This window comes from Solibacillus sp. FSL K6-1523 (assembly GCF_038005225.1).
Taxonomy (GTDB): Bacteria; Bacillota; Bacilli; order Bacillales_A; family Planococcaceae; genus Solibacillus.
Genome location: NZ_JBBOSU010000001.1, coordinates 1,217,117 through 1,237,059 on the forward strand (window position 1 = coordinate 1,217,117; position 19,943 = coordinate 1,237,059).

Below are 19,943 nucleotides of genomic sequence, written 5' to 3' on the forward strand. Positions count from 1 at the left end.
ATGATAACTTGCTCTTTACAATGTAGACAAGTCAACTATGAGGTTAAAAAATGTTGCGATAAAAATCTAATTCGGGGTGATTGATAATGGGAAAAGATTTAAATCAATTAATTAGAAATAAAGCGTTTTTAGACAAAATTGTTTCGGCTGAGGAAGCGGCTTCTTGGATTGAAGATGGAATGAATCTTGGGATGAGTGGGTTTACACTTTTTGGGGAGCCAAAAGAATTTCCACTTGCACTTTCTAAGCGTGGAGAAAATGAAGATTTCAAAATTAATTTATATACGGGCGCTTCATTAGGACCAACTGCTGACCAATCAATGGCTGAAGCGGGCATTATTAACTTGCGTGTTCCATATCAAGGCAATGCTGTTATGCGCGGGAAAATCAATGCGGGTGAAATCGGTTATATTGATCAACATTTATCGCACACAGCAGAAGAGGTAAGAAAAGGGTCATTAGGAAACATTGATTATGCCATTATCGAAGCGGCTGCTATTACGGAAGAAGGCTATATTATTCCAACTGGTTCGGTTGGGAATTCACCAATCTTTGTAGAAAAAGCAGATAACGTAATTATTGAATTAAACATGACTGCACCGAAAGCATATGAAGGGCTTCACGATATTTTTGTGCTGAAAGAGCAAGGCGAGCGTAGAGAAATTCCACTATACAAAGTGTCTGATCGAATTGGAGAAATTGGCATTAAAGTGGATCCAAGCAAAGTAAAAGGCATTATTTTATCGGAACAACCTGATATTCCATCTCCATTATTTGAGCCAAATGAAGAAACACAGCAAATCGCCGATAACTTATTAGCCTTTTTAGCGGGTGAAGTGGAAGCAGGGAAATTGCCGCAATCATTAGCGCCATTACAATCTGGTGTAGGATCTGTTGCGAATGCCGTTTTAAATGGGATGAAGGATTCTCAATTCAAGGATATCGAAGTGTTTTCGGAAGTATTACAAGACGGCATTTTTGACTTAATTGATGCGGGTGTCGTTAAATTTGCAGTTGGTACAGCGTTCTCGCTTTCTAAAAAGCGTGTAGAAACACTAGCGGAAGATTTAGAAAAGTATAGTGGGAAAATTTTGTTCAGACCTCAGGAAGTTTCGAATCATCCAGAAGTGATTCGTCGATTAGGTATTATTTCATTTAATACAGCGTTAGAAGTGGATATTTACGGAAATGTAAACTCAACACATGTAAGCGGCACAAAAATTATGAATGGCATTGGTGGATCTGGGGATTTTGCGCGTAACGCTAGAATTACAATTTTTGTAACATCATCTTTAGCGAAAAATGGCGCAGTGTCAGCGATTGTACCTTTCGTATCGCATATAGACCATACCGAGCATGATGTAGATGTCATTGTAACAGAACAAGGATATGCGGATCTTCGCGGACTTCCACCAGTGAAGCGAGCAGAAAAGCTAATTGAAATCGCACATCCGACGTATAGATCGCAATTACGCGCTTATTTTGAAGAGGCAAAAGAGAAAGTGGGCGGCCAGACACCTCACATTCTTGAAAAGGCATTTGCATTCCATACAAACTTAAAAGAAAAAGGCACGATGTTAAGTGAAGAGGAAGTAAAAGCAAAATAAATGAATTTTAGCCTGCTAAAGTAAGTTTTCTCTTTTAGGCGAGTTCAAGCAAATGAGTCGTACAGATGATGTGAGTGCATATCTGTATGGCTTTTTTGTGTAGATTGTTTTAATTGAACTTATTTTTTAAAAAGGGAAATGGAAAATTTATGTTAAAATCTAAATATGGTATTCGAATATTTTTCTTAAACGAACGGGCAGTTTAATAAAATAAAATGGGGGTGAATTTTTGAAAAGAAACAAAGTAATAATTTTCATTATATCTGTGATTCTTTTATTGTGCTTAGTGTGGATTTTATTTCCTAATAAAAGTGCAGAAGTGAAAAGTTTCACCTATGAGATTGAGGAAAACAATGACGAACTTATTATTGAAGTTAATTATCAATTCACTAACAATACAGGCAATTTTAGTTATGCAACTATTGTATTAGACAGTTTTTTTTATCAACGACTTAAGAATCCAGAATCTATTGAACCCATTTTTTTAAACGGTGGAGTATCTGGTTCTACAAGAATAATTATTAACAAAGAGGACTTAACTTCAGACTTTATTGAATCGTTAAAATCAAAGGAAAGAAATCCTTTTAATGCTATAAGTATAGGTGAAGAAATTAGTTTGTAATAACTCAACTAACTTAAGTAATACCGAAAAACGCTCAGTAGTTTAAACTGAGCGTTTTTGCTTGCCATTTACATAGCCAAGTTACTGTTAAAATGTATGTTAATTGGGTTGTTAATTACATTGCTTTTAGGGTTTTTCTCCCCATCAACCGAACCCGTTAAACAAAACTCATAGCCTTTTTATATTTATTAACCTTTCACAGGCATTGCTTTTGCAGCCATCTCCGCATCGAAATCATTCTCCGATTTAGAAATAACGACACATGCAACCCCGTTACCGATTAAGTTTGTTACAGCACGTGCTTCTGACATGAAGCGGTCAACCCCGATTAAAAGAGCGATACCTTCAACTGGTACCATTGGGAATGCAGCTAATGTGGCAGCTAACGTGATGAAGCCAGAGCCTGTTACACCAGCAGCCCCTTTAGATGTAATCATGAGTACCCCAAGAAGTGTCGCAATTTCCAACCATGATAAATCGACACCATATGCTTGTGCGATAAATAACGCGGCCATTGATAAATAAATCGACGTACCATCTAAGTTGAATGAATAGCCTGTTGGTACGACTAGACCAACAACTTGTTTCCCACAACCCAAATTTTCTAATTTGCGCATCATGGATGGCAATGCGGATTCAGAAGAAGATGTACCAATTACGATGAAAATTTCATCTTTAATGTATGCGATAAAACGGAAAATATTGAAACCGAAATATTTTGCGATTGAGCCTAATACAAATACAACGAATAAAAACATTGTCAAGTAAACGGCGACCATTAATAGTCCTAATGATTTGAGTGAACCTAAACCAAAGAATCCGATTGTATATGCCATCGCACCGAAAGCCCCGATTGGCGAAATTTTCATAACCATTCCAACAATTTTGAAGAAAATTTCAGAAACTTGTTCAAAGAATGTGATAACAGGTCGTGTTCGCTCACCTAAAGAAGCAGTTGCGATACCAAATAAAATCGCTGAGAATAATGTTGGTAGTAAAGCACCTGATGCGATTGCACCGACAAAGTTCTCTGGAATAATATCATAGATGAAGCCACCTAAACCAGCCTCACTAGAAGATGCCGCTGCGGATGTAAAGTTTGAAATGTCCGCATCTTGCGCTTTAGAAGTATCAAAACCATCACCAGCATTGATCAACACAGCTACCATAATCCCGATAGCAAGGGCAATTGTTGACACGATTTCGAAGTAAAGTAATGCTTTACCACCAATCTTCCCAACCTTTTTCATATCACCCATACCGCCAATTCCAATAACAACTGTTAAGAAGATAATAGGAGCGATTAACATTTTAATTAGCTTGATGAATAAATCAGCTAGTATTTTTAAGCTTGCCCCAAATTCAGGCCAAATCGCACCGACGATAATCCCTAAAATGATGGCAATAATAACTTGCACTGTTAAGTTTTTTAGTAATTTCAATATGGTAACCCCCTGTATGTAGTTTTTTGTTACCGTTTACATTTGCAATCATAACGTAAGATTTTTCGAAATATTTATTTTGATAATAAAAAACTTATCGTTCATTTTGTTCAAAAACTGTTTGAAATCGCGTAAGAGCTAGTCATATAAGGGTTTTTGTTGTTATAATACTGTTTTGGTGTAGGGGTAATTTGTTATAGTACAAAAGAAAAAACTACTTATTATTTATAAGTAGTTAGGTTTTGTTCATTAAGTTTATTTGTCGGATGTCAGAAATTCCCGTTCAATTTTTAATATCTTGATACAGCTGCGCTAAAAATTGAGGATTTCCAATATTGTTATACGATTGATAAATGGGTTGTAAAGCAACTCTCCATTCCTCGCGTTGCTGTTTTGAAAGAGTATAAAGCGTTACATTTGGATCGGCTTGTAATTGTTGGAGATTTTGTTCGTTTAATGCGATAGCTTGTTCATGCTGCCAACGATCCATTTCCTTTAAAGATTGTGTGATAATCTTTTGTGAGGATTTATCTAAAGACTGCCAAAAATCTTCATTCATTAAAACGCTATAAGCTAATAAGCCATGATTAGATAATGTAATTTGCGGCTGCATCTTATAAAAACCTTTTGAATACAAGTTAGACAGCGTATTTTCTTGCGCTAAAATTTCATTGTTTTGTATTTTTTTATATAAATCATTGAATGTCGTGCTAATGGGCTCTGCGTTTAATAAGTTAAATTGCTGTGACAATAAATCACTTGTCATAATTCGGACTGTTAAATATTGAAATTGCTCTACTGTTTGAATCAGTTCATTTTTTGAAGCGATTTGTTTGAAGCCATTATTCCAAAAAGAAAGCCCGTGCACATTGATGGAGGATAGTTCTGCTAGCAATGTTTTACTTAATTCACCATGCAGCGCGGCATAAATTTGATCCTCCCGCTCAAAAATAAAGGGCAAATCGAGCACTTGCCAGGAAGGGAGCGCTTCGGTCATTTTCGAAATTGTTGGCGCAATCATTTGAATATCGCCATTTTTTAATGCGGCAAGTTCGTTTTCATCATTGTATAAAATACCATTCGGGTAAATTTGGACATTTATTTTTCCGTTTGATTTCTCTTTTACAAGCTGCGCAAATTTATCAGCTGCCAGTCCTTTTGGTGTGTTTTCAGCTACAACATGGCTAAAATTAATCGTAATTTGGTCATTCAAGCCGACCTGTTCTTCATCATAAGGTAATGCATACGTTTGCCAAACATCTTGGCGAAATGAAATAACCGTGATTAAAATAATGAGTGTAACAATGGCTGAAATTAAATAAAATCGCAAAAAAATCACCTCATTTATCGAAAGTTTCTCAAGTAATTTTACATATGTTGACCTTTTCCAACGGTTGTCTGTTATATTATAGAGCAAAAAAGGAGGCATGAAATGAAAATTAATAAATTATCGACAAATGGGAAAATTGTACTTTTGACATTTTTCATTATCGCCTTCTCCTTTTTAGTTGCGGGTATTTTACTGTTAAACAATTTAGCTGATAACGATGAAACCGATTTAGGGCAACGTGCGATGTTAGTTGCGCAAACGGTTTCCGATTTACCAGAAGTTCAAAAACAGCTGGAGAACGCAGATTCCATAGAAAATAATAGCGCGTTCAATCAAATGATTAACCGTATTAAAGTAATTAACAATGCGCAGTATATCGTCATCATGAATATGGATTCCGTCAAATTATCGCATCCTTCACCAGAGCAAATCGGTCAGGTGAGTAAGTCGAGCGATATTCAAGCGGCTTTTAATGAAAACTACTATATATCAAAAGCAGTAGGGGAGCAAGGGATTGTCGTACGTGCTTTTGTGCCGGTATTAAACGCTGAGCGTATGCAAATTGGTGTCGTCGTCGTTGGTTTTTTATTGCCGACTTTTTTACAGCTTATTTTAGAAAATTTAAATGAAATGATTGTGACGATCTTGCTGTCCATTTTATTTAGTATTTGGGGGGCGCGTACACTTGGGCGCCACATCAAAAAACAAATGTTTGGACTTGAGCCACATGAAATTGCGAAAATGTACGTGGAACGGACGGAAACGTTTAATGCGATGCATGAAGGAATTATCGCGGTTGATAAAGAGATGAAAATTACGATTTTTAATAAAAAGGCGAGTCGAATTTTAGGCGTAGCAGGAAATCCCAAAAAATATATCAGGAAAAATATTTATGATGTGCTTCCAGATACGCGACTTCCTGAAATTGTAGAGAGTGGTCGCGCGGTTTATAATCAGGAAATTTACGTCAATAACCATAGTATTTTAAGCAATCGAATTCCGATTTTTGTAGGTGGTCAAGTGGCTGGTGCAGTGGCAATTTTTAAAGATTTAACGGAATTTAAACAGTTAGCAGAAGAGCTGACAGGGGTAAAGGCTTTTGTACAGGCACTCCGCATCCAAACGCATGAATATAAAAATAAATTGCATACAATTGCGGGATTATTACAGCTCGGTCATAATAAACAAGCGCTTGATTATTTATCGCAAGTGAAAGTGCAGCAAGAGCAAGTGACCAAGTTTTTAAATGAACGCATATATAATGAAAATATTTCGGGGCTATTATTAAGCAAAATTAGTCGTGGGAAAGAGCTTGGCATTCAAGTGTTGATTGATGAAGAAAGTAAATTGACGCGTTTTCCCGAACAGTTGGACCACCATGATTTTGTTGTGTTATTTGGGAATTTAATTGAAAATGCATTTGATGCACTCATTGCAGTCGAACGCGAGCAAAAGGAAGTAACGATTTCAATTGATGATAATGATGGCATTTTAGCGATTTTAATAGCGGATAACGGAGTAGGTATTCCGTCAAATGATGTAGAAAAGATTTTTGAAAATGGCTTTTCGACGAAACATAGTGAAAATCGAGGGATTGGCCTGTATTTAATTCACGAAATTATTACTAAAGGAAATGGCACAATTGAAATAGTGAGTGAGGAAAATAAGGGGACAACCTTTATTTTGACTTTTGATCTTTAAAAGGAGATTTTTATTGTGAAAACAATCCAGGTATTGCTAGTAGAAGATGATCCGATGGTACGTGAGGTAAATCGTCAATTTATTGAACGTGTGGACGGTTTTGAAGTGATTGATATGGCGCCAAATGGGATTAAAGGAATTGAAAAAATTAAAGAGCTATCACCAGATTTAGTTTTGATGGATATTTTTATGCCAGAACAGGATGGCGTAGAGTCATTGCGCCAAATTCGTCATCAAAATTTAGAAGTTGATTGTATTACGGTAACAGCAGCGAATGATGTGCAAACAATACAGCAAATTCTCCATTTAGGTGTGTATGATTATATTATGAAGCCCTTTACATTTGAACGGATGGAGCAAACATTGCTAAATTATCGCTTGTTCAAAGAGAAGATGGGAGCCGTAGAAGAAGTAAATCAGCAAGAATTGGATGAAATGATGGGGCAAACAAAGCAGGCAAATTCGGAGCCAGAATCTGTACAGCCCTTTTCACAAGAACTTCCAAAAGGATTTAACCGAGCTACGTTAGCGAAAGTTTTACAGTACTTAAAGCAATCAAACAATGGTGCGTCAGCGGATGATGTGGCAGCGGGCATCGGTGTCGCAAGAGTAACCGCAAGACGCTATTTGGATTATATGGAGAAAAATCAGATGATCCATGTCGATATTCAGTACGGAAGTGTAGGGCGACCTGTAAATCAATATTTTTTTGAAGAATGAAAAAGGCAGTAGCACGTATTTGAATGTGCTACTGCTTTTATGTTTAGTAAGGTAGTATTTTTTCGACTGGTTTTGGTGTTTTAATTTTTGGTAGAATTTTGTCGAGTGTTACCGAGCGAACGATTTCATGTGTTGCGGGATCATTTTTATCAAATTTCTCTAAAAATGCAATAACTTCTTTCACAATAGGTGTTGGTGTAGATGCGCCTGCTGTAACGGCAATCGTTTCAACATTTTCTAGCCACTCTAACTTAATTTCAGAAATATCCGAAATGCGGTACGATGGTGTGCCTGCAATTTCAACCGAAACTTGTGTAAGGCGATTGGAGTTATTTGATTTTGGATCGCCTACAACGATTAATAAATCAGAAACGCCAGCCTGTTCAGCAACGGCCTCTTGACGAACTTGTGTTGCTAAACAAATTTCTTTATGCACTTCCACATGAGGGAATTTTTCCTTTAAGCTGTCCATTAAGAAGGAAACATCCCATTGGCTCATTGTCGTTTGGTTCGTAACTAATATTTTTTCGTTCTCAAATTGTAGATTTTCAATATCTTTCATTGATTGCACAAGGTGAACATGGTCGGGTGCAACACCAATTGCTCCCTCAGGCTCTGGATGTCCTTTTTTACCGATGTAAATAATGTCATAGCCCTCTGCCGTTTTTTCACGAATTAAATCATGCGTCACAGTAACATCTGGGCAAGTCGCATCAATAGATACAAGCCCTTTACGTCGCGCGATTTCACGAATTTCAGGTGAAACTCCATGTGCAGTGAAAATGACTGTTCCTTCTGTTACCTGTTCAATAATCTCTTTACGATTTTCGCCATCAAGCGTAATGATGCCATCTTGTTCAAATGCATCGGTTACATGTTTATTATGCACAATCATACCTAAAATGTAGATTGGTCTTGGTAAGGATGTATCAAGCGCAGCATTGCGTGCAATAACCATTGCATCAACTACCCCATAACAATAGCCGCGTGGATTAATTTTAATAACTTTCATTATGCAAACCCCTCTCAAAGCTCAGTACGTCCATTATAGCCGACTCAGAAGTTTAATTCAAAATATCGTTGCTGGGGGGAGGTTGATAGAGTTGTAGGGGGATTGGGAGCGTTGTCACATGGGGGAGTTTCAATTCGTAATTTTGGTTAATTGTATTATGAAACTTGGAAACAAAAAGTATCTTAATACGTCTTTGTAATAAATGGATGAAATTAGGGGGTAAAAATGTTTAGGTATATGTTGCACATAATAATAGGACTTTTTATTTTAACAATATCAACATTTTTCGCATGGTACGAAGGGAGCGCAATAACAGATATCAATTGGGAATGGAAATATTCTACACCATTTTCAAATTTGTTTAACATTGAAATTGTGAATGGTCATGATATTAATCAGCTGGATTATTTTATTTATGCTGCTAAATTTCAGCCGCTATTTCCTGTGATCATGTTAATAAGTATATTTTATATTTACATTGTAGCCGGTCATTACTTAATAACATATCAACCAAAATGGGGACTTATTTTTTGGGGGTTAATAAGTTGTGTCATACTACTATTTGGTAGCTTTGTTTTTAATTCTTCGACAGTAGGAGGAAGAATGATTTTCTGGATTACCTTATTTATTGGTCTTATTAGTATAGCTGTTACAGTTTTCGGATACTTGAAATATTCTAAAATGAGAAAATCGGTTGATGCAAAAACCTTTTCAGATTGATGTTGAAAGACAAAAAGTTGGGAACTAAAAACTTGATCCATTAGCTGTGGGGCGAGTTTTTTGTTACACTAAATAATTCAAAAAGGGTTCCGTCTAATAATTGTTAAATATGTTAATAAAATTACAAGTGATTTATGAAGCAGTAGTAATTACTTTGTTGATTCAGATGTATATAAAAATGATTTTATCTATTATGTGGTCACGTCAGATTTAAGCTGTTTACAACGCTAAGAAAAGAATAGTTACCAACGACGCTTTGGGAACTATCATAGTAATAAAGAAGAATACATGAACCACACTATAGAATTAATTAAAAAATTGCCTTGTGTAAGGGAGAGAAGTCTTATAAAAAAGTTTGTTCTGATAGCATTATTCTTTATGGCTTTAATATTATCTGCTTGTACTCAAGGTCAAGAAGATACACAAGAATATTCAGGAATTATTAGTGAAAGAAAAGTTATAGGCTATGAGTACACCGTAATCAAAGAGGAAAATTCATACTCTTGGAAGATTGGTTACAAAGGAGATATAACTACTATCGAAGAAAGTATCGACAATGAAGATGAATTAGGCAACTTTATGATGGCTGTAAATGACAGTAAATTAAAACTTTCAAAACTAGTCACATGGCTAACATACTTTTTAATTGTTGCAGTAATTTCATTTTATCTTTATAAGAAGGATAGAAAAACACTAAAAGATGGTGCGATTGTGATTGTGTTAGCAATTATTATTTCATTATATATTTCCATTGATGCTTCTATTGATTTGAGTACTTTATTAAAAGATGTGAAACTATATTATTTAAGGCTAACTATTTAAAATCGTTCTTTAATAGAGCCTATTGGAACGTTATGCTTCATACATGGGTTATTCAAATAACGTCCCCAAATCAAAGTTTGGGGACACCGTAAAACACTTAAAATGCTGTCATACCAACGTTTTAAGTGTTTTTCTATATTTCATTCATATACATTTTTTTATGTACTAGCGTTTGAACTTAGATACAACAGCGCTATCGATGCTGTTTAAAAGAGATTGCTTTGGATCATATTTTGAATAAATTCTTGCATATACAGCGGATTCCTTAACGTTATAAATCAGCGTTTTTAACTTACTTTTCATCGAATTTTATTCAAAAGCTACATTAACCACGCTTGTAACTTACTGAAATTGGAAAAGCTTCATGCTAAACTAGAAGAACTAATAAGTTGGAGGGGAACGCATGCAAACGATACATATTATTTTTGGTGAATCTGCCTATGGATCTTTGCGCTTCGCAATGAAAGGGAGGAAAGAATCAATTATTGCTTTCCCAGGACTTTTAGGTGAAGGGCCTATTAAAGATATTCATACCGAAATGGGTTTAAAAAATCGGTTGCAATGGCTTAAAGATCATTATTTATTTGACGCGGAGGATATTGAGCGGTATCAACAATTATTTGAAACGGGACTTCAGCAAGTAGAACAAATAGCAGAAGGTTCGAAAATCATTATTTGGACATGTGAAAATGCTGCAGAACAGTTTGGTTTACGTTTTGTTACGAAACTGCTCGCAAGGAAAAAGGTCACGTGCTATGTATGTAATACGTATTTCAATGTTCTTGAATCTTGTAAAGGTAGGGATACATGGTGTGAAATTCGTTATTCAGGTGAAATAAGCTCGGAGGAAATGAAGAAGTTTATAGAAAACGAATGGATCGAACGTATGGCGGATGAGCTGTTCGCTACTTATCAAAAAGAAGCGGAACAGTTATTATCAAATGAATGTGCTGTACGTACTTGGCGGCACGGGGAAATGCATTATGAGGATGAAAACCGCGATGATGCTTTTATTATTAAGACAGCAAAAATGCTTCATGAAGAGCAGGATGAAAGAACATGGCTTCGTGCAGTCCGTTTAATCGGGCTAGTGTTAGGTGAAACGGAGCATAATATTTCTGATTCCTGGATTAACTACCGCGTACACAAATTAATCGAGCAAGGTTTCTTCCAGTCTAAAGGGGACTTACGTAAAATTCGTCAGTATGAAGTGAAATTGAATGAGGTATAAGTGAAAGTGTTCATACTTTAGCATGATATATGAGTAGATTTAGGCGTACTAGAATCATTCGAATGAATCATTGTGTATAATCAGAATTAGGAAAACTATACATAATGGGGGAAATCGCATGGTTTTTTCATTTTTTAAAAAGAAAAAAGAGGGAAAAGTACTTAAAAATCAACTCGAATTTTGTATGACGAACTTATCATTAGGCGCTGTCGATGCGTATGATGTGCTCATCGAACGGGATGATGTAGAAATTACGGAAACCGGCTGTACATCAAATTGCGAAATTTGTGAATGCCATTTATTTGCGATTGTTAATGGTGAAATAGTGCTCGCAGATGATGCAGATGCATTGCTTCGAAACGTGCAGCAGGAGCTTGAGGAAAATTCAGTTTAAAAAATTAGGTGCAACATTAAACTTGGCTAGTTAATGCGTTAAATTGGCTAGTTAAATATGGTTTGGCTAGTAACTGCATAAATTCGGCTAGTTTTCGATGTATTTTGGCGAGTAACGCTTGAAGAATGGCTAGTTTAAACGAGTTAGTGGCTAGTTTACATAAAAATTTGGCTAGTTACAGCGGGAAATGGGGAAATCCATTGAAGAATCCTAAACAAGCGCATGTTTTGGTGAAGAAATATAAATAATGAAAAGCCTGTCACTCCATAAAGTTTTGGAGTAACAGGCCTTTTCATTATTTCGTCGGTTGAATATAAGGAACGATTGGAGCTGTAACCCCAACAGATGCACCACGAATAAATGGCGCGTCTACTAATTTCTTGAAGCTTTCTGAACGCCCTGTTAACATGACGCCCAGTACTTTTACGTCGCGGAAGTTTTTCCCGTCGTTTTCAATAATAAACTCTTGAATTTCTTCGATGCTATTATTGTTATCATATTGTCTTAAACTTTCAATAAAATCGTCGTACATATTTTCATTAAATTCACCTGGGCTAAAGCCGTAAACAGGCATTCCTAAAGGTCCCATGCTTTCATCCCCAACAGTTGAAGTCATATATAGCCAGTCGATATTGAAGCTATCTTCTGGAATGAGCTCGGAAATTTCATCGGTTGTCAGTGGTCCATTAAACGAAACCGCCACCTCTGCTACATGATTTTCAAGCTGTGCGACTTCGGCCAATTCATTTTGAACGCCGTCATAATACTCTATAATAGAAGGATGGTAAAACGTTGCTACTTTTTGCTTCGTTTGTTTATCGTATTCATAAGAGTTTTTTCCAGCTAAACGGAAGCCAGGGGTAAGTTCATTATGATCAATTCCAATTCGAATCCATCCATATGAACTTGTCAGCGTGCTCCACGGAACTAAGTAACCATTCACATTTTTGGAGCGGTTCGTAATAATATTGCCCCCAAACATTGATCGATTGCTCGTCACCTGGGAGTTAATTTGAACGTTTGGCTCCGCTACGGCATTGTGTAAAAATAACGTTTCATGTAGCCGAGCTGTACTTTTCGCTGCAAAATGATTGCCGACTTTATAAAAGCTAATAAGTAAAATAAATCCAGCAATCATTGAAATAAGGCTGATTTTGAGCAATTGCTTCCATTTTGCCTTTCTTAATGCTTTTTGAATCGTTTTATCCATGATTTTTTCTCTCCTGCCTGTGTTTGAATTGATTTTCGTGCGCGATATAATTTTTGCTTCACACTATCACTTTGAATACCTAAAAGTTGTGCGATTTCGTCATATGAAAATTCGTAATAATATTTTAAAAGGAAAATTTCCGTATATTCCTTTTTCACATCTTTCAACAAAAAGAAAATCTCATCTTTATTAAAAATCGCGTCAAAATCATCTTCACAATGCTGCAATTTTGTATGAATTTCTTTTGAAAAATGGATATTTTGGTGTTCCTTCTTGCGTTTGAAATCGATATATTCATTTAATGCAACGCGGAAAAACCATGGGCGAATCGTTGCATCGTTTAATGTATCGAGCAATGTATAAATTTTATAAAAGGTATTTTGAATAATGTCCTCCGCATCCTCTTTTGACGCTCCTTTTGCGCGTAACAACCGAAACACTTCCTCTCCTATTTCAATAAGGTAGGAGGTAAATTGATCTTCTTTTTTCATGTTTTGTCCTCCTTATACTTATACAACGAATGAGGTTTGAAAAATGTATACACAGATGTCCAACTTTTCTTTCCCCTATTGTACTGAAAGTTCGTTACAATAGTCGGTAGAGGTGAGGAAATGATTTTTGTATTTGATTTAGATGGAACGCTTTGCTTTCAAGGGCAACCGCTTGATCAGGAAATAACAGCGGCATTGAAATTTTGTGAGGAGCTAGGACACGAAATTATTTTTGCGTCGGCTCGTCCAATTCGGGATATGTTACCGGTCATACCAAAGGATTTTCATTCATGTCGTATGATTGGTAGCAATGGGGCCTTTACATTTGTTGAGGGTAAAATCGAGGTGGAGTTTTTAGACGCAGCGATTCAAACGCAACTTATGGAGCTAATTGCGCAACATCAATTATCGTATTTAGCAGACAGTGATTGGGATTATGCGTATTCGGGCAGCGAGGACCATCCGATGTACCGTGGCATAAATAGCGAGAAAAAAGCAAAGCGTTTAGCGATTGAGCAATTAAATGGCTTTTCAAAAGTATTATTATTTGATCCGCCGTCTCATGTTAAGGAATATGTACATACATTACCTGTTACGATTTTTGAATATACCGAGGAAAAAATTATCGACATTTGCTCGAATGATTTAAATAAAGTAAAAGGTTTAAGTCGTTTAGGCGTCCAAAAATACATCGCTTTTGGCAATGATGTGAATGATGTATTAATGTTCCAACAAGCACAGCATAGCGTTTGTGTTGGGGAGCATGAAGTAGGGGATCATGCAACTGAACGGGTAGCGCAAAAGGAAGTCGCACATAAAATTGAGCAACTTGCAAAACAGTGGGAGAGAAAGCCAATTTTCGCCAACTAGTTCAAAACATAGGGACTGTCACGAAAGAATTTCCTCTTTTGTGACAGTCCCTTTTATATGTGAAATTATTGGTGAATTGATGAAGTGGTGGATAAAAAGTTAAAAGTGACGGATAAAACTTCAAAAGTGTTGGATAGAATCACAAAAGTGACGGATAGAGCCATTCAAACGGATAGCCGCAAACAATCATGCGGGTAAGGGGCATCGAATTTTCGATATAGTAACTACTTGTATCGAGAAATGCCCGATTTAAAGGTTAAAAATCAAAGGGTGGTTGAAAGATCCTCGGTACAGAAGGGCGTGGAGTTGCTGGTGCGGATGGGGGTCTTTGATTTTCTTGCTGTCCTGTTGGTGGAGAAGATGGTGGTCTTTGGTTACCTCGCTGTCCTGTTTGTGCAGATGGTGGTCTTTGGTTACCTCGTTGTCCTGTTTGTGCAGATGGTGGTCCTTGGTTATCTCGTTGTCCTGTTGGCGCGGATGGGGGTCTTTGATTCCCACGTTGTTCTGTTGGGGTAATGGCTGTCGACTCAAATATTTCTCTTGCCAAGTCGGCAGATGTATCCGGCTCACCTTTAAAACCTTTATACATTCTCCACAATGCAGGAAGATTTTTGAACATTGGAGCAGCTTGTTGAACGTACGGTGTAAATTTTTGGGCATTTGAAAATAATGAATTTGCGCCCGCTAAAAAACCTTCTAAGCGTGGGGTACCGCCAGCTGCAGCTGCGCCTGCTATACCTGCTTCTCCAGCTGCGCCCGCTGCCCCAGCCAAACCTGCTGCACCCGCTAATCCAGCCCCGGCTAATCCAGCATCTGCCAACCCGGCTCTTGGGGCTTGGAACGGTATTTGTCTCGGCATCGGCATTTGTGAAAACATCGAACCTCGCATTTGATAAGGTGAATACATAGGATAACGCATCGGCATTTGCATTGGGTTCATCATAAAACCAGATGGATAATAATATGGAGGACGCATAATAAACTCCCTTCTTTAATTCAGCATAATTTTGCTAAAATCGACAATTAATTTTCATTTTTTTCCCCTATTCCCTCATTCCTGTTTGACGACAAAACTATTTATCGTTATGATATGCAGATGGTCACTTAAATGTACGAAACATGGTACAATAGGACAGATGTTAGGAGTGAATAAACATGTCAAAATATACTGATTATAATTTCAAGCCATTTTTGCAGGACGCCATTGCAAAGCTTGGATTTACAGAGCCGACACCGATTCAAAAAGAAATTATTCCACTCGTACTAAAGGGAAAAAGTGCGATTGGACAAGCACATACAGGTACAGGGAAAACACATAGTTTTTTATTACCAATTGTGCAACGTATTCAAGAGGAAAAACAAGAGGTGCAAGCCGTTATCACATCGCCAACACGTGAGCTTGCGCAACAAATTTTTGATGCGTTAAACCAGTTAACAGAAGGTACGGAAATTACTTCTAAATTATTTATCGGCGGAACGGACAAACAACGTTCAATTGACCGATTAAAAACACAACCCCAAATTGTTGTAGGTACACCAGGTCGTATTCGCGATTTAGTAAAAGAAAATGCCTTACTTGTACACACTGCACCAATTTTAGTTGTTGATGAGGCAGATTTAGCCTTTGACATGGGCTTCATTGAGGAAATTGATGGTTTTGCTTCAAGCATGCCAGATAAGCTAGAAATGTTCGTGTTTTCAGCAACAATTCCAGAAAAATTAAAGCCTTTCTTAAAAAAATATATGGATGCACCTACGCATGTTCATATGAATGATAAACGCCCAGTTGCAGAAGGTATTGATTTTGTATTAGTACCTGTACGTTCGAAATCACGTAATGCACGTTTATTAGATGTCATGAAGGGAATTAATCCATTTTTAGCAGTCGTATTTTGTAATACACGTAAAAATGCTGAGTCTGTTGCGACATTTTTAGCAGAGCAAGGCATTCGTGTAGGACAAATTCATGGTGATTTATCGCCACGTGACCGTAAAAAAATGATGAAACAAGTTCGTGATTTAGAATTCCAATACATCGTAGCGACAGATCTTGCTGCGCGCGGTATTGATATTCAAGGGATTTCACACGTGATTAACTATGAGCTTCCAGAAGACTTAGAGTTTTTCGTTCACCGTGTAGGTCGTACTGCTCGTGCTGGCACAAAAGGAACAGCGATTACATTGTTCCAACCAGAAGATGAGGATGCAATTGTTCGTATCGAGAAAATGGGCATTCCATTCGTACAAAAAGACGTGAAAAATGGTGAATGGACTGAGTTGAAAGAGCGTCACTCACGTAAAAACCGTGTGAAGCAAATCGACGAAATTGACCAAAAAGCGATTGCTCTTGTTCGTAAACCGAAAAAGGTAAAACCAGGCTATAAACGTAATATGCGATGGGAAATGGAAAAAGTTAAAAAACGTGAACGTCGTATTAAACGTCGTACAAATAAATAGGGGGAAATATTGATGTTGCTAGGTTCTCACGTATCTATGAGCGGTAAGAAAATGTTACTTGGAGCAAGTGAAGAGGCACTTTCTTACGGAGCGAATACATTCATGATTTATACAGGTGCGCCGCAAAATACGCGTCGTAAGCCAATTGAAGAATTGAATATTGCAAAAGGTCTTATGCATATGCAAGAACATGGCATGAGCAATATTATCGTCCACGCGCCGTATATTATTAATCTAGGAAATACGACAAAACCCGAAACGTTTGAGCTCGGTGTCAATTTCCTGCAAGAAGAAATTAAACGTACAGCCGCACTAGAAGCAAAACAAATTGTGTTGCATCCAGGTGCGCATGTCGGTGCAGGAGTAGATGCTGGGATTGCGCGAATTGTGGAAGGGTTAAATGAAGTGCTTTCACAAGATTATCCGGTTCAAATTGCACTGGAAACAATGGCTGGCAAAGGTACGGAAATTGGTCGCAATTTTGAAGAGCTTGCGCGTATTTTTGATGGTGTAACGAATAATGAACGTTTATCTGTTTGTTTCGATACATGTCATACACATGATGCAGGCTATGATGTCGTGAATGATTTTGATGGTGTTTTAAATGAATTCGACAAAATTATTGGCTTAGATCGATTAAAAGTACTACACATTAATGATTCCAAAAACGTGCGTGGTGCTGGGAAAGACCGTCACGAAAATATTGGTTTTGGTGAGCTTGGTTTTGAAGCATTGAAATATATTGTGCATCACCCGCAGTTAATGCATGTACCGAAAATTTTAGAAACGCCATTTGTAGGGACAGACGCGAAAAATAAGCAAGCGCCTTATAAAGTAGAAATCGCGATGCTGCGAGAGGGCAAGTTCCAACCAGAACTAATCGACGCAATGCGTGGGTAACTTTGATTGGGGATTTTAAATAATTAGCAAAAAGGGTCTATCAAGTTATCTTGATAGACCCTTTTTACGTTGCTTTGAAAGCGAATAAGTAAAATGACTAAATCGGCTTGTAAAGTTACGGAAATTAGGTGTTGATTTACCCCATAGAGGATAAAATTAACACTTGTAAAAACGAACAATTGTTCTTAAAATAAAAACAAGAACATACGTTTTGTAAGGAGGTGCTTTTATGATGAATCATCCACTGCCGAATCGTTCAATTATTTGTATTGACATGCGGTGCTTTTATGCAAGTTGTATAGCGGTGTTGGAAGGTCTGGATGTCATGAAAGTACCGATTGCAGTCATTGGTAATTTCAAGCAGCCTGGAAGTATCGTATTAGCTGCATCCCCGCCTATGAAAGAACAATTTCGTATTAAAACAGGCAATCGTCTTTATGAAATTCCGAAACATCCAGACATCCGTTTATTTGAGGCGAAAATGTCGTTTTTTTTAAATATGTCAATGGCGATTACAAAGTTGATTGCACAGTTCGTTCCACGTGAGGCGATTCATGTATATAGCGTTGATGAAAGCTTTATTGATTTAACGGGGTGCGAGACACTTTGGGGATCACCTGAAAAAACGGCAAAAGCGATTCAACAAGCAATTTTTCAGCAATTTCATATTCGCTCTGCCATTGGATTAGGTCCGAATCGATTAATGGCCAAGTTGGCGCTCGATATAGAAGCAAAAAAGACAGGCTTTGTACAATGGACGTATGAAGATGTGCCCAAAAAATTATGGCCTGTTCACCCGCTATCTAAAATGTGGGGAATCGGTCGTCGTATGGAAGTGAATTTGAACAATATGGGGATTTTTACGGTTGGAGATTTAGCGAATATGAACTTGGAAGCGCTTGAGCAACGGTTTGGTGTAATGGGCAATCAACTCTATTATCATGCACACGGGATTGATTATTCGAACTTTGAAGAGCCAATTACTAGTGAGCAAATTAGTTTTGGTAAAGGACAGATGCTAATGCGTAATTACGCGACACGCGCCGAAATTTGTGTCGTCCTGCTTGAAATGTGTGAGGATGTGGCGAGGCGGACACGTACAGCCGGTTATGTAGGACGTACGATTTCGCTTGGATTGTCTTATAGTAAAGCAGCGATGACGAAAGGTTTTTACCGTTCCAAAACAATCGCGGAACCGACAAATGAAACGTTGACGATTTATAAGGTGTGTAAAGAATTGCTCGATACACATTTTGCTGGAGAGCCGGCGCGCCAGTTGTCAGTACGGATTTCCAATGTAGAACAAGAGCGTAGTATTCAACTTGATTTATTTGATACAGGTAAAGAGCAGCGTTTACTTTTAGGACATACAGTAGACAGTATACGAGAGCGATTCGGTGCAACATCAATTTTACGTGCCGTTTCGTTTACAAAATCAGGAACGGCAATCGCACGTAAACGATTAATCGGTGGGCATTTAGCGTAAAGGAGTGAATGGAAATGAATAAAGACCGAGGAAATTTAAAATGGACGGCAATGATGTTACCAGAGCATATTCAGCGTTTGTATGAATGGGAAAAGGAATTAGCGTACACAGCACCGAAAGAAAAAACAGAATGGGAACTAGAAGACCTACAGCAAACGATTGAACAAGCGTACAAACAAGGGCTAGCGATTACTTTTTCGATTTTTAAGCAGGGAACATGGTCCATGGAATTCGGAATCATTACAGCATTAGAAATAGCTAAAAAACAGCTGTTAGTTGAAACAGAAACGGCTGTAAAGAAGCTTGATTTTGCAACGATTCAAGCTGTACAAGTAGTTGATAACTATGATTAGTTTAGATGATCGACCGATTGTGCATGAGTTTATTGTGCTTGAGTTAGCCATACGTTCACTTCAACAGGACTATTTAAAACTAGAGGGCTTGAAGATGCATGGGTTTTATAGTCGCTGGACAGATATGTTGTTGAAGCGACTTAATGAGGCGTACATTTTACAAAAAAGACAGCTAGCGAACAAGCGAATTCGAATTGTTCGGTGGATAAAAATCGATGCGTATTTTAGTGACGTAATTATAGCGACGGCAGGTGAAGATATAGCCCTTCGTTACGCCAATCAAGTATTAAAAGCAGAAGTCGAACAATTGCTTATACAAAAGGCGACTTCGGTATAATTTCCCCTCTCTATTATTTAACTGTTATTTACGCTAATTCCGTTAATCACCAAACAAAGCCCTTGAGTAAACTTAATTGGAAATGCTCATAGGGCTATGGGTATTTATATTAGATTGAATATTTCGATATATAATTCACGGGTAAATAAATAGTGTTTTATAACAATTTTAAATGAGAGAGATCATTTATTTGATTCATTATATCTATATAAAATATGGAAGTAATAGATTATTTAAG

At 37.3% G+C, this 19,943-nt stretch carries 20 protein-coding genes; 14 read left to right on the plus strand and 6 right to left on the minus strand.

The window, feature by feature from the left end; genetic code table 11:
• The first annotated feature begins 86 nt into the window (after window positions 1-86).
• Together MHI10_RS05585 and MHI10_RS05590 are read left to right on the plus strand one after the other, a co-directional pair.
• Window positions 87-1,607 (plus strand): succinate CoA transferase, encoded by a 1,521-nt coding sequence (locus MHI10_RS05585; protein WP_340783705.1) that lies wholly within the window; start codon window positions 87-89, stop codon window positions 1,605-1,607.
• Window positions 1,608-1,836: 229 nt separating this feature from the next.
• Window positions 1,837-2,229 carry a hypothetical protein gene (locus tag MHI10_RS05590; RefSeq protein WP_340783707.1) on the plus strand — a complete coding sequence of 131 codons (393 nt, stop codon included), beginning with the start codon at window positions 1,837-1,839 and terminating at the stop codon, window positions 2,227-2,229.
• A gap of 188 nt (window positions 2,230-2,417) precedes the next feature.
• Here MHI10_RS05590 and dctA read toward each other — a convergent pair whose 3' ends face one another.
• Together dctA and MHI10_RS05600 are read right to left on the minus strand one after the other, a co-directional pair.
• Window positions 2,418-3,671: a C4-dicarboxylate transporter DctA gene (gene dctA, locus MHI10_RS05595; protein WP_340783708.1), complete on the minus strand. Its 1,254-nt coding sequence runs from the start codon at window positions 3,669-3,671 to the stop codon at window positions 2,418-2,420.
• A 283-nt stretch (window positions 3,672-3,954) separates the two neighbouring features.
• Window positions 3,955-5,001: a DctP family TRAP transporter solute-binding subunit gene (locus MHI10_RS05600; RefSeq protein ID WP_340783709.1), complete on the minus strand. Its 1,047-nt coding sequence runs from the start codon at window positions 4,999-5,001 to the stop codon at window positions 3,955-3,957.
• 102 nt (window positions 5,002-5,103) lie between these two features.
• On the opposite strand from MHI10_RS05600, the gene MHI10_RS05605 reads away from it, so the two are divergent.
• Window positions 5,104-6,702, plus strand: coding sequence for a sensor histidine kinase (locus MHI10_RS05605; protein WP_340783710.1), 1,599 nt, complete (start codon window positions 5,104-5,106; stop codon window positions 6,700-6,702).
• 15 nt (window positions 6,703-6,717) lie between these two features.
• Window positions 6,718-7,422, plus strand: a complete 705-nt coding sequence (locus MHI10_RS05610; protein WP_340783711.1) for a response regulator — start codon at window positions 6,718-6,720, stop codon at window positions 7,420-7,422.
• A gap of 43 nt (window positions 7,423-7,465) precedes the next feature.
• On the opposite strand, the gene MHI10_RS05615 is transcribed toward MHI10_RS05610, so the two are convergent.
• On the minus strand, window positions 7,466-8,434 hold the full coding sequence (locus MHI10_RS05615) for a 4-hydroxy-3-methylbut-2-enyl diphosphate reductase (RefSeq protein ID WP_340783712.1): 969 nt from the start codon (window positions 8,432-8,434) through the stop codon (window positions 7,466-7,468).
• A 225-nt stretch (window positions 8,435-8,659) separates the two neighbouring features.
• On the opposite strand from MHI10_RS05615, the gene MHI10_RS05620 reads away from it, so the two are divergent.
• From MHI10_RS05620 to MHI10_RS05635, 4 genes are all read left to right on the plus strand, one after another.
• Entirely contained in the window at window positions 8,660-9,154 is a 495-nt protein-coding gene (locus MHI10_RS05620; protein ID WP_340783713.1) for a YjdJ family protein, read from the plus strand.
• 288 nt (window positions 9,155-9,442) lie between these two features.
• The gene (locus tag MHI10_RS05625) at window positions 9,443-9,976 is read left to right on the plus strand and encodes a hypothetical protein (protein ID WP_340783714.1); all 534 of its coding nucleotides are present in this window, start codon (window positions 9,443-9,445) and stop codon (window positions 9,974-9,976) included.
• A 403-nt stretch (window positions 9,977-10,379) separates the two neighbouring features.
• Window positions 10,380-11,207: a DUF1835 domain-containing protein gene (locus tag MHI10_RS05630; RefSeq protein WP_340783715.1), complete on the plus strand. Its 828-nt coding sequence runs from the start codon at window positions 10,380-10,382 to the stop codon at window positions 11,205-11,207.
• Between the two features lie 118 nt (window positions 11,208-11,325).
• Window positions 11,326-11,601, plus strand: a complete 276-nt coding sequence (locus tag MHI10_RS05635) for a DUF1450 domain-containing protein (protein WP_340783716.1) — start codon at window positions 11,326-11,328, stop codon at window positions 11,599-11,601.
• 295 nt (window positions 11,602-11,896) lie between these two features.
• Here the strand turns inward: MHI10_RS05635 and MHI10_RS05640 are convergent, their stop codons facing one another.
• Window positions 11,897-12,811, minus strand: a complete 915-nt coding sequence (locus tag MHI10_RS05640) for a sigma factor regulator N-terminal domain-containing protein (RefSeq protein ID WP_340783718.1) — start codon at window positions 12,809-12,811, stop codon at window positions 11,897-11,899.
• Window positions 12,784-13,302, minus strand: coding sequence for an RNA polymerase sigma factor (locus MHI10_RS05645; protein ID WP_340783719.1), 519 nt, complete (start codon window positions 13,300-13,302; stop codon window positions 12,784-12,786). The genes MHI10_RS05640 and MHI10_RS05645 overlap by 28 nt, the downstream gene beginning before the upstream one ends.
• A 120-nt stretch (window positions 13,303-13,422) precedes the next feature.
• Between MHI10_RS05645 and MHI10_RS05650 the strand changes: the two genes are divergently transcribed.
• Complete coding sequence (locus MHI10_RS05650; protein ID WP_340783720.1) at window positions 13,423-14,172, plus strand: HAD hydrolase family protein; 750 nt, start codon at window positions 13,423-13,425, stop codon at window positions 14,170-14,172.
• 256 nt (window positions 14,173-14,428) lie between these two features.
• On the opposite strand, the gene vrrA is transcribed toward MHI10_RS05650, so the two are convergent.
• A complete protein-coding gene (gene vrrA / locus MHI10_RS05655) occupies window positions 14,429-15,148 on the minus strand; it encodes a VrrA/YqfQ family protein (protein WP_340783722.1) in 720 nt (239 codons plus the stop codon).
• Between the two features lie 179 nt (window positions 15,149-15,327).
• On the opposite strand from vrrA, the gene MHI10_RS05660 reads away from it, so the two are divergent.
• From MHI10_RS05660 to MHI10_RS05680, 5 genes are all read left to right on the plus strand, one after another.
• A complete protein-coding gene (locus tag MHI10_RS05660) occupies window positions 15,328-16,629 on the plus strand; it encodes a DEAD/DEAH box helicase (RefSeq protein WP_340783725.1) in 1,302 nt (433 codons plus the stop codon).
• A gap of 12 nt (window positions 16,630-16,641) precedes the next feature.
• Window positions 16,642-17,529, plus strand: a complete 888-nt coding sequence (locus MHI10_RS05665) for a deoxyribonuclease IV (protein WP_340783727.1) — start codon at window positions 16,642-16,644, stop codon at window positions 17,527-17,529.
• A 232-nt stretch (window positions 17,530-17,761) separates the two neighbouring features.
• Complete coding sequence (locus MHI10_RS05670) at window positions 17,762-19,015, plus strand: Y-family DNA polymerase (protein WP_340789152.1); 1,254 nt, start codon at window positions 17,762-17,764, stop codon at window positions 19,013-19,015.
• A gap of 14 nt (window positions 19,016-19,029) precedes the next feature.
• A complete protein-coding gene (locus MHI10_RS05675) occupies window positions 19,030-19,368 on the plus strand; it encodes a YolD-like family protein (protein WP_340783730.1) in 339 nt (112 codons plus the stop codon).
• On the plus strand, window positions 19,361-19,705 hold the full coding sequence (locus MHI10_RS05680; RefSeq protein WP_340783731.1) for an aconitate hydratase: 345 nt from the start codon (window positions 19,361-19,363) through the stop codon (window positions 19,703-19,705). The genes MHI10_RS05675 and MHI10_RS05680 overlap by 8 nt, the downstream gene beginning before the upstream one ends.
• The last annotated feature ends 238 nt before the right edge of the window (window positions 19,706-19,943 follow it).